12 protein-coding genes and 1 tRNA gene are annotated in these 12,703 nt (G+C 57.8%); 8 read left to right on the plus strand and 5 right to left on the minus strand.

Going from position 1 to position 12,703, the window contains the following annotated elements; genetic code table 11:
• Positions 1 to 9: 9 nt before the first annotated feature.
• Together FAY22_RS02870 and FAY22_RS02875 are read left to right on the plus strand one after the other, a co-directional pair.
• A complete protein-coding gene (locus tag FAY22_RS02870; RefSeq protein ID WP_146328830.1) occupies positions 10 to 780 on the plus strand; it encodes an ABC transporter ATP-binding protein in 771 nt (256 codons plus the stop codon).
• Positions 780 to 1,505 carry an ABC transporter ATP-binding protein gene (locus FAY22_RS02875; protein WP_146328831.1) on the plus strand — a complete coding sequence of 242 codons (726 nt, stop codon included), beginning with the start codon at positions 780 to 782 and terminating at the stop codon, positions 1,503 to 1,505. The genes FAY22_RS02870 and FAY22_RS02875 overlap by 1 nt, the downstream gene beginning before the upstream one ends.
• Before the next feature lie 70 nt (positions 1,506 to 1,575).
• On the opposite strand, the gene FAY22_RS02880 is transcribed toward FAY22_RS02875, so the two are convergent.
• A complete protein-coding gene (locus FAY22_RS02880) occupies positions 1,576 to 1,887 on the minus strand; it encodes a YkvA family protein (RefSeq protein WP_146328832.1) in 312 nt (103 codons plus the stop codon).
• 155 nt (positions 1,888 to 2,042) lie between these two features.
• On the opposite strand from FAY22_RS02880, the gene FAY22_RS02885 reads away from it, so the two are divergent.
• Positions 2,043 to 2,735 carry a fumarylacetoacetate hydrolase family protein gene (locus FAY22_RS02885; protein WP_146328833.1) on the plus strand — a complete coding sequence of 231 codons (693 nt, stop codon included), beginning with the start codon at positions 2,043 to 2,045 and terminating at the stop codon, positions 2,733 to 2,735.
• Between the two features lie 20 nt (positions 2,736 to 2,755).
• Positions 2,756 to 3,412 (plus strand): maleylacetoacetate isomerase, encoded by a 657-nt coding sequence (gene maiA, locus FAY22_RS02890; RefSeq protein WP_146328834.1) that lies wholly within the window; start codon positions 2,756 to 2,758, stop codon positions 3,410 to 3,412.
• A gap of 37 nt (positions 3,413 to 3,449) precedes the next feature.
• On the opposite strand, the gene FAY22_RS02895 is transcribed toward maiA, so the two are convergent.
• Both FAY22_RS02895 and FAY22_RS02900 read right to left on the minus strand, forming a co-directional pair.
• Entirely contained in the window at positions 3,450 to 4,301 is an 852-nt protein-coding gene (locus FAY22_RS02895; protein ID WP_146328835.1) for a fumarylacetoacetate hydrolase family protein, read from the minus strand.
• A gap of 168 nt (positions 4,302 to 4,469) precedes the next feature.
• Positions 4,470 to 4,778, minus strand: coding sequence for a hypothetical protein (locus FAY22_RS02900; RefSeq protein ID WP_146328836.1), 309 nt, complete (start codon positions 4,776 to 4,778; stop codon positions 4,470 to 4,472).
• Between the two features lie 614 nt (positions 4,779 to 5,392).
• On the opposite strand from FAY22_RS02900, the gene FAY22_RS02905 reads away from it, so the two are divergent.
• Positions 5,393 to 7,321, plus strand: a complete 1,929-nt coding sequence (locus FAY22_RS02905) for an FTR1 family protein (RefSeq protein ID WP_146328837.1) — start codon at positions 5,393 to 5,395, stop codon at positions 7,319 to 7,321.
• Positions 7,322 to 7,532: 211 nt separating this feature from the next.
• On the opposite strand, the gene FAY22_RS02910 is transcribed toward FAY22_RS02905, so the two are convergent.
• A tRNA-Arg gene (locus tag FAY22_RS02910) sits at positions 7,533 to 7,607 on the minus strand.
• 344 nt (positions 7,608 to 7,951) lie between these two features.
• On the opposite strand from FAY22_RS02910, the gene FAY22_RS02915 reads away from it, so the two are divergent.
• The 3 genes from FAY22_RS02915 (at position 7,952) to FAY22_RS02925 (ending at position 11,831) form a co-directional block, all read left to right on the plus strand.
• Complete coding sequence (locus FAY22_RS02915) at positions 7,952 to 9,016, plus strand: hypothetical protein (RefSeq protein ID WP_146328838.1); 1,065 nt, start codon at positions 7,952 to 7,954, stop codon at positions 9,014 to 9,016.
• Between the two features lie 14 nt (positions 9,017 to 9,030).
• Complete coding sequence (locus tag FAY22_RS02920) at positions 9,031 to 9,615, plus strand: hypothetical protein (protein ID WP_146328839.1); 585 nt, start codon at positions 9,031 to 9,033, stop codon at positions 9,613 to 9,615.
• A 314-nt stretch (positions 9,616 to 9,929) separates the two neighbouring features.
• Positions 9,930 to 11,831 carry an ATP-binding cassette domain-containing protein gene (locus FAY22_RS02925; RefSeq protein WP_146328840.1) on the plus strand — a complete coding sequence of 634 codons (1,902 nt, stop codon included), beginning with the start codon at positions 9,930 to 9,932 and terminating at the stop codon, positions 11,829 to 11,831.
• Positions 11,832 to 11,847: 16 nt separating this feature from the next.
• Here the strand turns inward: FAY22_RS02925 and FAY22_RS02930 are convergent, their stop codons facing one another.
• Positions 11,848 to 12,687: a SirB1 family protein gene (locus FAY22_RS02930; protein WP_146328841.1), complete on the minus strand. Its 840-nt coding sequence runs from the start codon at positions 12,685 to 12,687 to the stop codon at positions 11,848 to 11,850.
• Positions 12,688 to 12,703 lie beyond the last annotated feature (16 nt).

Here is a 12,703-nt window from a genome sequence, read left to right on the forward strand (position 1 = left end):
GGAAACTCCATGAGCGAACAAGTCATTCTCAATATCTCGGGTGTCAACAAGCGCTTCGGCGGCCTGCAGGCACTGTCTGAAGTCAACATCAAGATCATGCGTGGCCAGATCTATGGCCTGATCGGTCCGAACGGCGCCGGCAAGACGACTTTCTTCAACGTCATCACCGGCCTGTACCAGCCGGATACTGGCAACTTCGAACTGGCCGGCAAGCCGTATTCGCCGTCCGCGCCGCATGAAGTGGCCAAGGCAGGCATCGCCCGCACCTTCCAGAACATCCGTCTGTTCGGCGAGATGTCGGCGCTGGAGAACGTGATGGTCGGGCGCCATGTGCGCACCCACCAGGGCGTGCTGGGCGCGGTCCTGCACCATAAGGCGGCGCGCGAAGAGGAAGCAGCGATCAAGAAGCGCGCGATGGAACTGCTCGACTTCGTCGGCATCGCTCAGTTCGCGCACCGCACTTCGCGCCATCTGTCCTACGGCGACCAGCGCCGCCTGGAAATCGCGCGCGCGCTGGCGACCGATCCGCAACTGCTGGCGCTGGATGAACCGGCCGCCGGCATGAACGCGACCGAAAAGCTGGCCCTGCGCGAGCTGCTGGTGAAGATCAAGGCCGAAGGCAAGACGATTCTGCTGATCGAACACGACGTGAAACTGATGATGGGACTGTGCGATCGCCTGACCGTGCTGGACTACGGAAAACCGATTGCGGAAGGCGTGCCGGCCGAGGTACAGAAGAACCCGGCGGTGATCGAGGCATACTTGGGAGGGTCTCATTAATGAGTGAAAATATTCTGAAGATCAGCGGCCTGAAGATCGCCTACGGCGGCATCCAGGCGGTCAAGGGCATCGATCTCGAAGTCAACCAGGGCGAACTGGTGACGCTGATCGGCGCCAACGGTGCCGGCAAGACCACGACGCTGAAGGCGATCACCGGCACGCTGCCCGGCTGCAAGGTGGAAGGGCAGATTCACTATACCGGCGCTCCCATCATGGGCACCAATTCGTTCGAGCTGGTGAAGAAGAACCTGGCGATGGTGCCGGAAGGCCGCGGCGTATTCACCCGCATGACCATCCTGGAAAACCTGCTGATGGGCGCTTATACCCGCAATGACAAGGGTGGCGTCCAGGCCGACATCGACAAGTGGTTCGGCGTGTTTCCGCGCCTGAAGGAGCGCTCGGCGCAACTGGCCGGCACCTTGTCGGGCGGTGAACAGCAGATGCTGGCAATGGCGCGCGCATTGATGAGCCATCCGAAGCTGCTGCTGCTGGACGAGCCGTCGATGGGCCTGTCGCCGATCATGGTCGAGAAGATCTTCGAAGTGGTGCGCACCGTGTCGGCGCAGGGCGTCACCATCCTGCTGGTTGAGCAGAACGCCAAGCTCGCGCTGCAGGCCGCGCACCGCGGCTACGTGATGGACTCCGGCCTGATCACGATGAGCGGCAATGCGAAAGACATGCTCGACGATCCGAAGGTGAAGGAAGCCTATCTGGGCGAAGGCTGAGACCTTGCCCTGACACAGACAAACCGCCTTGCCAGGGTGACCGGCAAGGCGGTTTTGTTTTGCGCCGCCGTCAGGCGCGCTTGCGCCAGAAGGCCCAGCGCGACAGGAAGCGGTCGGCCGCGCCGTATGATTCGTGCAACGGCGCCTGCGGCATGAGTTTCAGGATTGCGGGGATACCAATGGCAAGCAGGGTCGCATCGTCGAGCCATCCCAGGACCGGCAAGGCATCCGGCACCAGGTCCACCGGGCTGAATACGTATAGCGCCAGAGCAACGGACAACAATTTGACGGTGCCGGGCGTGTGCGGATGACGGAACGCATACCACAAGACGACGATATCGCGGCCGGCCGTGCGGAACAGGCGACGCAGGCGAAGGAACATGGCATTCTCCAGAATGAAATGCAGCGGTAGCTGAGAATATTGGGATCATCCCGCAAATGAAAAGTGCCGGCATGGCCATAATTGCGTGCGGCGCAGCAGCCTACCGTGCAGCGCGAGCGATGGCATAATGAAACTCCATTCTGGAGGAGGCTTTCATGCACTATGCTTTTACGCCACGCATCCCCGCCGTTCCTGTTGCCGGCAGCAATGAATTGTTCCCCGTGCATCGCATTTACTGTGTCGGACGCAATTACGCCGAACACGCCAAGGAAATGGGGGGCACCGGACGCGAAGCGCCATTCTTTTTCATGAAGCCGGCCGATGCTGTGTTGCCCGTTCCGCATGATGCGATCGGTGAAATGCCCTACCCGGACATGACCAGCGATTTGCACCACGAGATCGAGCTGGTGGTCGCGATCGGCAAGGGTGGGAAGAATATTGCCGCCGCCGATGCGTTGCAATACGTGTGGGGCTATGCCGTCGGCCTCGATATGACGCGCCGCGATTTGCAGGGCGAAGCCAAGAAGCTGGGACGCCCCTGGTGCACCGGCAAGGGATTTGACAATGCCGCACCGATCGCGCCGATTCACCGTGTCGCCGAAATCGGAAACATTACACACGGAACCATTCATCTCGACGTAAACGGTGAGAAGCGGCAGAGCAGCGACATTGGCAAGCTGATCTGGAATGTTGCCGAGACGATCGAGCATCTGTCGAAGTACTATGCACTGCAGCCCGGCGACCTGATTTTCAGCGGCACGCCGGAAGGCGTGGCGGCGGTCGAGCGCGGCGATCTGCTCGAGGGACGCATCGATGGCCTGGGTGCGCTGCGCATAAAAATCGTCTAGGCGCCTTTCGGAGCAGACGCATGAAACTCTACAGTTATTTTCGCAGCTCGGCGTCGTACCGGGTGCGCATTGCGTTGAACCTGAAAGGGCTGCCGTTTGAAACGGTGCCGGTACACCTGCTCAAGGATGGCGGCCAGCAGTTGGCCCCGGATTACCTGAAGCTCAATCCGGATGGCGTGGTCCCGGCCCTGATCGACGATACGCAAGAACCGACGGCGGTGCTCACGCAATCGCTGGCGATCATCGAGTATCTGGATGAAACGCACCCGGCTCCGCCGCTCCTGCCCCAAGATCCGGTCGACCGCGCTTACCTGCGCGGCATCGCGCTCACGATTGCCTGCGAAATCCACCCGTTGAACAATCTGCGCGTGCTGCGCTACCTAGTGCGGGAATTGAAGGTGGGCGAGGATGACAAAAATGCCTGGTACCGCCATTGGTGCGAGCATGGGCTGGCATCGGTGGAAACCATGCTGGCGCGGGACAAGAGGACGGGGAAATTCTGTTATGGCGATGCGCCGACGTTAGGGGACTGCTTCCTGATTCCGCAGATCGCCAACGCGCAACGCATGCAGTGCGACTTGTCGGGCATGCCGACCATTATGCGCATTAACGAAGCTTGCTTGGCGCTGAGTGCCTTTGCCGACGCGATGCCGGCCAGACAGCCAGATGCAGAGTAGGTGCGGCCGAGAGCCCGCCGCGCAAGCCCCCTGTACATCAATCGGCCTGATACGGAATCACTTTCTGGTGCTGCTCGCCCAAGCCGGTAATGCCCAGCACCAGTTCGTCGCCGCGCTTGAGGAAGAGCGGCGGTTTCATGCCCATGCCGACGCCGGGCGGCGTACCGGTCGTGATGATGTCGCCGGGCATGAGCGTCATGAAGCGGCTGACATAGCTGACAATCTTGGCAACCGGGAAAATCATCGTCTTCGTGTTGCCTGACTGCATGCGCTTGCCATTCAGGTCGAGCCAGAGATCGAGCCTTTGCGGATTAGGAATTTCATCCTTGGTCACCAGCCATGGCCCGACCGGGCCGAAGGTGTCGCAACCTTTTCCCTTGTCCCACTGCGACCCGCGCTCCAGCTGGAATTCGCGCTCGGAGACATCGTTGACGACACAATAGCCGGCAACGTATTGCAGTGCTTCCTTCTCGCTGACCACGCGCGCCCGGGTGCCGATGACAATGCCGAGTTCGACTTCCCAGTCAGTCTTCTTCGACCCCTTTGGCAGCATGATCGGATCATCGGCACCGGACAGCGAACTGGGCGCCTTGAGGAAAACGATCGGTTCCTTCGGAATCGCCATGCCAGCCTCGGCCGCATGATCGGAGTAGTTCAAGCCGATTGCGACGAATTTGCTGACGCGGGAAACCGGCACGCCCCAACGCGGCTTGCCACGCACGAGAGGCAGCTTGCGCGCATCGAGGCGCGCCAGCCTAGCCAGGGACTTGGCGGACAACTGGTCCGGTCCGAGGTCGGGGATGATTGCCGACAGATCGCGCAACTTACCGTCGGCGTCGATCAAGCCAGGTTTTTCTTTGCCGGGACGGCCATAGCGCGCGAGCTTCATGCGATTTCCTTCAAATGAATGCTTGTAAAAAATTTCTTCCGAGCAAATTAGGATATCGCAATATAGCAGTTTGACGATGAATGCGGTGCCTCGCTCAGTGCATCACCTGCGGGAAAGCAGGCAAGAGCTGTTCAGTGCATTTTTCGCACAGTTGGGCCCGTATAAAACTTATCTGCCGCTACTCATCTCTTTTTTTGCTTGGGCGAGGTCGGACTGATAGTTTGCCTTTGCATCTTTCATGCAGGCGACACGATCAGCCTTGCCCATTTTCTTGCAGTTTGTTAGCGCTTCGCGGTAAGCGGCATCAGCTTCTTTCTTCGCAATCTTGTATTGTCCTTGCGGACTCATGTCCTCCCTGGACTGTTGCGCTTCAGCTCTTTCTTCGGTGCTGCGCGCGGCCTGCGCTGCAGGCGGCAAGACCAGCATGCCGCCCATCACGATCAGCATTGCTGAAACCAGTTTTCTGGATGATTTCATCGCAACTCCTCCTGGGAAAAACGAACGCGCGGCAAGCATCTCCATGTGATGCTTGGCCCGATACACGCATCCGAGGCCTTCCTTAGATGGAATGACATGAGGCGAGTTTCGCATTCATGAACTGCCATGATTTTAATCAAAGGAAAAATTTCCTTTGAAATCATGAATATAAGTAATGTTGTTCCGGCTTATCCACAGAATTGGCCACAGCTTATGTGAGTAAATCATGGTGCGGAAGGAGGGATGATGAGCTTACCCAACAGGTTGATGCGCCTGACCACTTCGGATTGTGCCGGGCTTGCGCCGGAATCTTCATTTAATGGCGTTTCTTCGTCGGTCGGCGGGATATCGGGCGTAACGGAAGGACGAAGCGGTTCCTGGTTGTGTGTGTGCATAGGTAGTGGCAAATGATCAAGGTGATGCTACTACGACAATCCATAACCGATGGAGTTCGCACGAATGATCGGCCTTTATCAAGTGGCGAACGCCAAGACGCGATAGCTCGCACAATAAAGAAACGAACCGCATCGGCCGAGCAACGTGACGGGTATTTAAATCTAAAATATAATTATTCTCATTTGGTGGGTAACCAGCCCATCTGGGCGAATACTCTTATGCAAGCGCTACGCATTTTTCCGATCGTACTGTGCTGGCTGCTGTCGTTGGCGCCGGCAGTTCATGCGGACGACCTCGCCACGCAAAACAAGGCCAAGCAGATCTGGCAACTGCTCGATTATCTCGCCGTTGACTACAACAAGGCGGTCAGGGACGGCGCGGTGGTCAACCAGGACGAGTACGCGGAAATGCAGGAATTTGCGCATGCCGCGGAGCGTCAGCTGGGAGAGTTGCCAGCCACGGCGGCCACGCCCGTTCTCCTCAAAGGAGCGGCCGCTTTACGCAGCACGATTGCCGAAAAAGCATCGGCGAACGCTGTCGGCGACCAAGCCCGCGCGCTGGCCGACGGACTGCTCGCCGCTTACCCGGTCCCGCTCGCGCCCGCCAGGCTGCCAGACTTGCGGCAAGGCGCGAAGCTCTATCAAAGCCAGTGCGCGTCTTGCCACGGCGTTTCCGGACAGGCTGACGGTCCGTTGGCCGCGAAGTTGAATCCGCCGCCGATTGCGCTTGCCGACCATGAACGTGCTAAGGAGCGTAGCGTGTTCGCGCTGCAACAAATCATCACGCGCGGTGTGCAAGGCACGTCCATGCCTGGTTTCGCGTCCTTGTCGGACGACGAGCGCTGGGCCATTGCCTATTTCGCGTCGACGCTGTCGTATTCCGGCAGCGAACGCCAGGAAGGCGGGGCGCTTTGGGCTTCGCGCCCGGACCTGCACGCCGCGCTGCCGACGCTTTCCAAGCTGAGCCAGACATCGGAAGCGGACCTGTCCAAGGCGCTTGGAGCGCAGACTGCCCGGTCATTGCTCGCCTACCTGCGCAGCACCCCGGAAGCGCTCAACGCGTCGAGCGCGGACACGCTGCCGATTGCCAAGCGTAAATTGAAGGAAAGCGTGGCGGCCCTGGACCGGGGCGACCTGTCGGCAGCCTCCCAGCTGGCGCTGTCAGCCTATCTGGATGGCTTCGAGCCGGTGGAGCCGGCGCTGGCGGCCAAGAACCAGTCGCTGTTCGAGGAGATCGAGAAGTCGATGAGCGCGTACCGCAGCGCCCTCGCCGGCGGTCGAGCCAAGCAGGCGCACGACATGGAAGAACACCTGCAAGCGCTGCTGGCCGAAGCCCAATCGGCGCTGGAGGAAACCAGCAATCCGCTGTCGGCTTTCGTGGGGGCCTTGACGATCCTCTTGCGCGAGGGCCTGGAGGCGCTCCTGGTGGTGGTGGCGATGATCGCTTTCCTGAAGAAGGCCGAACGCACCGATGTTCTGCCGTACGTCCATGCAGGGTGGCTTGCCGCGTTGGCTGCCGGCGGGCTGACCTGGGCTGTTGCGACCTATCTGGTGGACGTGAGCGGCGCCAGCCGGGAAATGACGGAAGGCTTTTCCGCTATTTTCGCCGCTGTCGTGCTGTTGGGCGTGGGTATCTGGATGCACCAGAAGAGCCTGGCCGGGCGCTGGCAAGCCTATGTGAAACAAAAGCTGTCGTCGGCCCTGACTAGGAAATCGGCAATGATGTTGTTCCTGCTGTCGTTTGTCACGGTCTACCGCGAAGTCTTTGAAACCGTTCTCTTCTATGCCGCGCTTTGGGCGGAGGGCAACGGGACTTACATGCTCGCCGGCTTGGGAACAGGTATTGCCATCCTCGGCGTCGTGGCGTTCGTCCTGTTGCGTTCCTCCACGCGGTTGCCGATCAGCCAGTTCTTCGCATTCAGTTCGGCACTGGTTGGCGTGCTGGCCGTCGTCCTCATGGGCAAGGGTGTCGCCGCCCTGCAAAAGGTCGGCTTCCTTGACATTACACCGATCAGGGCGCCGCGTATCGATGTCTTGGGAATTTACCCGTCGATGCAGACGATTGTGGCGCAAGTCCTTATCTTGCTGGTCATCGTGGTCAGCATCATTTACAACCTGCAGTCGCAGAAAAAAACTGACGCGGCGTAAGTTTGGCAGAACCGCCGAAATCGATTTCAGGCGTAACGGATATCGAGAGGGTATTTTGGAACGTCGCAGACGGGAACAACTATCCCCGGATGTACCCCTCCCAATTTCTTGGATATAAATATTGCCCCGTGGACGTCTTTAAGCAAAAAACCGCGTACTCACTGGGAGATGCGCGGGTTTTTGAGATATTGGACTGTGTTGGATCGCTACTTGGTCCCGCCGACAGGAATCGAACCTGTATCTAGCGCTTAGGAGGCACTCGTTCTATCCATTGAACTACGGCGAGCTAATGGGTGGAACGTGTTTCCAAGACCCATTATTCCCTCTGCGAGACTCATCCGAACTCATTTCATTTCATCCGATTTTTCACCTCAGTGATACAAGGTGATACGGCAAGTGATACAGAATGAGTTCAGATTAGAAGAGGTGAGATTGTAACAGAGCCGAGCTTTCCGCTCCATTGTGCCGTTCTACCCCTAGGCCTTATCGAATGGTCTCGTCCTTTCTTCGACGGCGTCACAATTATTGCCAAGGTGATGGCACTTGGTATTCTGCCTAGAAAATCAGTGACTGATTGTTGGTAGTGTTACACTATTTCCTTATGTCAATAATGACAAGGGGATATGTTCGATGGCCGCAGAGAAAAAGCCAGTCACAATTCACTACCGAAAATACCAGCGAGAAGCAGGCCACCCAGCGACAACGCTTGAGGGGATGATTGCTGCTGCAATGAATTCTGTTGCTGATGGAGCACGTTTAAGGGATCGATATGTTTCTCGTGTGCACACCGTTGGAGATGACAACTACTTCGTCAACACTTATTTCACGGCCGCTGCAAATGGAACAAGCCTTGTTTTTGGTGATGTGATTCATTTCACGAAAGGGCACTTGCAAGCATTGTTCCAAGTTGGGCAGCCTGCACAGCCTTACGCGCCGGTACAGCAGATGCCTGCGCCAGCGCAGAGCGAATACGTCCACTCACAGATGTTCTGGATGGTAAAAGGAGACCATGTCTTCATCCTGCAGAGTATTTCGTTAAGGACTGAGCACTTCGAGCAGTATCTTGCGTGGTTGCTTCGTGAAAAGACTCAGCTACTTCCAGACACGCTTGGCATCGTGCTTGCTGCAAAGTTTGATCAACAATTGGTCGGTGGCGATTTGGACGATATTCAGGAAATCGTTATCGGGGGCGTCGCGACTCAGCCAACAGAGCCACAGATAGAAAATCTGCCACCAGTCACGCAGGAAGTTGAAAGGAATGTGACAACGACCGGCGAGGTGGAAGCTGCTCGTCAAACAGGTTGGGCGCAAGCTCGCGAAATTTTGAGGACTCTTCTAGGTGGTGATGCGACTGTCAATCAGTTTATGCAGGCGGTTCCGCCGGATGCCGATCTCCGCGTTGAAGTCCATATTGGATATAAGACTCGGAAGCGCCAAGTTAGTCGCGTTGCTTTGAGGCAGTTGGAAACTGGACTAAGAAATCTTCCTGATAGTCAGCTGCAGGTTAAGTCGAAAGGGGCATCAAAAGCGGCGGACGGAACGATTAGACTTCACCATCCTGCTGCGATTAATTTGCTTAAAAGACAAGACGGGGACACGGCGATCGTGGGATCATTAATGGATCCGGCCGATGTTTTACGCGCAATGTTTGAGGCGTATACTGTTTTTATAGCTAACGGAAAAATTGTAGAGTGAATCGGTGAAATGAAATGAAATGGGTCGGCATTATTCTGCCAACGATAATTGCCATAGCCTCGTTCATATGGATGCCATTGTCTGTCTGGATCCAGATGAACCAAGGGCTATTGGTCTTTCTCGGCTTGTTGGCAGCGGCCCTTGTTCAAATCATTCCGGTTACAGCAAATTTTTTGCAGTCAGATCGATTAACGCCAATTGAGGCAGAACGGCTTTCTGCCCAGCTCGGCAAGCAGCAGCTGTACTGGATCGGGCTATTGGCAAGCACCGTTGCTGCAGTCGTCTTGGTCGTGATCATTTCTGCCCTGGACAAGAAGCCAACTGAAATCGAAATTCCTAAGCTAGGGAGGCTTGACATTGGCACCATCGATATCGCGCCGGGCCTCAGCGCATTGGTCGCATTCGCAATCAGCTTTGTGCTCGTGAAGATGTTTGGACTTTTCCAAGGAGTGATAAGTCTTCAGAAACTGCGATCAGAGCTAGTCATTAATGCTGCGAAGAGAGCAGCTGCAGAGCAGGTTAAGCAAGCTTCGTCAGAAGTAAGCTTGCCTCAACAGTTAGTGCCAGACGACTACGGAAAAATCATTCGTCCGCATTGAATCACTATCGATTTTGTTGTTCGCGCTCTCTGAGTAGACTCCATGCATTTAAGTGCGTCTGGTGTCTAAGCAATTCGGAAAAGTGATACGCGAGTGATACGAGCGTGACGGAGAGCTAGAGCTGGCGCGGGAAATTTCCCCTTGAACTACGGCGAGACGCTAAGAGAATGGCGCAGCATTTTGCGACACGCCCGAGATTATAGCCGAGACTCTCGCGGGAAATGCGTTTCGCCATGGCTTATCGGTACAATGCGTGCTTTATTCGTTTATTCGGGTTGACGCTCCTTGCGCCAATCCGTCAGGCATAGCTCATCATGGCGGTTATTTTCCTCACCAACGCGCAACTTGCATTCGGCCACGTCGCCTTGCTTGATCACGCGGAATTTTCCCTGGAGCCGGGCGAGCGCGTCGGTCTCATCGGCCGCAACGGCACCGGCAAATCCTCGCTGCTGAAAATTATTGCAGGCTACTCCAAGCTGGACGACGGCTTGCTGGTGATGCAGCAGGGGCTCAAGATCGCGTATGTGGAGCAGGAACCGCAGTTCGCCAGCGATATGAGCGTATTCGACGCCGTCGCGTCCGGCATGGGCGAGCTGCCGCAGCTGCTTGAAGAATACAACGGGCTAGCCGGGCAACTGGGCGGTGGCGATGATGCTGCTCTCATGGACCGCATGCACGCGATTCAGTCCAGGCTCGACGCAGCCGACGCGTGGAGCCTTAGCAATCGGGTGGAAACAACGCTGGCGCGCCTGAGCCTCGACAAGAGCGCGCTGATGGGAACACTGTCCGGCGGCACGCAAAAGCGTGTTGCTCTGGCGCGTGCACTGGTCGGGGCTCCGGACGTGCTGTTGCTCGACGAGCCGACCAACCACCTCGACTTCACTTCCATCATGTGGCTGGAAGCGCTGCTGCGCGACTTTAAGGGCAGTATCCTGTTCATCACCCACGACCGCTCCTTCCTTGACAATGTCGCCACCCGCATCATCGAGCTCGACCGCGGACGCTTGCTTTCCTTCCCCGGCAATTTCAGCGCCTACCAGACGCGCAAGGCCGAGCAGCTCGAAATCGAGGCCGTCGAAAACGCTAAGTTCGACAAGTTCCTTGCGCAGGAAGAAGTCTGGATCCGCAAGGGTGTGGAAGCGCGCCGCACGCGCAACGAAGGCCGCGTGCGCCGCCTGGAAGAACTGCGCCGCCAGCGCGGTGCCCGGCGCGAGCAGCAGGGGCAGGTCCGGCTCGACGTGTCGGCGGGCGAGCGCTCCGGCAAGATCGTTGCGGAGCTGGAGCATGTCGGCAAGCGTTACGGCGACAAGGTCATCGTGCGCGATTTCAGCACAATCATCCTGCGCGGCGACAAGGTCGGCCTGATCGGCCCCAACGGCGCGGGCAAGACCACGCTGCTGAAACTGATTCTCGGCGAGGAAGCGCCGGATACGGGTACGATCAAGCCGGGCGCACGTCTGCAGATCGCGTATTTCGACCAGATGCGCGCGCAGCTGAATGAAGAGGCGAGTTTGGCCGATACCATTTCGCCGGGCAGCGACTGGGTCGAAATCAACGGCCAGCGCAAGCATGTGATGACCTATCTGTCCGATTTCCTGTTCGCGCCGGAGCGCGCCCGTTCGCCGGTGAAATCCCTGTCGGGCGGCGAACGCAATCGCTTGCTGCTGGCGCGGCTGTTTGCCAAGCCGGCCAACGTGCTGGTGCTCGACGAGCCGACCAACGACCTCGATATCGATACGCTGGAGCTACTGGAAGAACTGCTGGAAGATTACAGCGGTACCGTGTTTTTGGTCAGCCATGACCGCGCCTTCCTCGACAACGTAGTCACGCAGGTGATCGTCGCGGAGGGCGAGGGATTGTGGCGCGAGTATGTCGGCGGATATTCCGATTGGGAGCGTGTGCGCGCAACGAGTGCCGTGCCGGCGAAGGCATCTGCCAAAACGGAGAGCAAGCCCGCTCCCAAGGAGCAGCCGCAGGCGGCGAAACCGAAGAAACTCAGCTACAAGGAACAGCGCGAGCTGGAAACGCTGCCGCAACTCATTGCCGATCTCGAAGCGGAGCAGAAGACGATCTCTGAACAGCTGGCCGATCCGGAGCTGTACCGGCAACGGCCGGAAGAGGTGCAGCGGCTCAACGAACGCTTCGCAGAGATCGACGAGTTGCTGATGGAAAGTCTTGAAAAGTGGGAAGCGATCGAGGCGAAAGCAAAGGGTTGACGCGCAACGGCTGGTCCTAGTTCATTCGCTTGCACGCTTCGCGCAGTTCCGGCAGCTTTCCGCGCAAGGATTCCGCGTCCGGCGCATACGGACGTTCGGCCAGATAAGCTTCCAAGTCCAGCAGCGCGGCCTGCGGGCATTCCAGGTTGGCGTAGGCCAGTCCGCGGTCGCGCCGTTCAGTGATTTCATCCGGCAGCAGGATCACCAGCCGCTGCTGCACGCCCAGAACGCGCTGCCAGCGCAGATGCTCGACGAACAGCGTTTTCAGGTTGCGCAGCATGCGTACCAGGATTTCGCGTGGATGGGCGGCATGCAGGTAATACGACAGCGGGATCGCGCCCGGATAGCTCTGCTGCTCGAAGTAAGGCTCCAGCCGCTCTTCCAGTTCTTCGCGCGACAGGCTGGCGCCATTGAACGGATCGAGCACGATTTCGCCCGACTGTACCGACAGTTTCATCAGGAAGTGGCCGGGGAAGGAAATGCCCTTGACGTTCAGGCCGATCTGCTGTGCCAGCTCCATATACAGCACCGCCAGCGAAATCGGTATGCCGCGCCGCGTGCTAATGACGCGGTGCAGGTAGCTGTTGTCGGGATCGTAGTAGTCGTTCACGTTCCCGGCAAAGCCGAGTTCGCGGTAGAAAAAATGATTGAGCAGCCGCAGTTTCTGGATGTTCGAAGCATCCGATGGAAAGCGCCGCTGCAGCTTTGCGGCAAGCATGTCGACTTCGGCCTGCGTCGCCGCCAGGTCCAGATTCGGATCGACGTCCTGCGCAATGGCCAGTGCGGCTTCGAACAGGGGGATCGAATCGTCCTCCTGTACCAGCGACGCGAAGTAATCGAGGGATTTGATCACCATACATGACCATCATAAA

This window comes from Noviherbaspirillum sp. UKPF54 (assembly GCF_007874125.1).
In the GTDB taxonomy this organism is placed as follows: Bacteria; Pseudomonadota; Gammaproteobacteria; order Burkholderiales; family Burkholderiaceae_D; genus Noviherbaspirillum.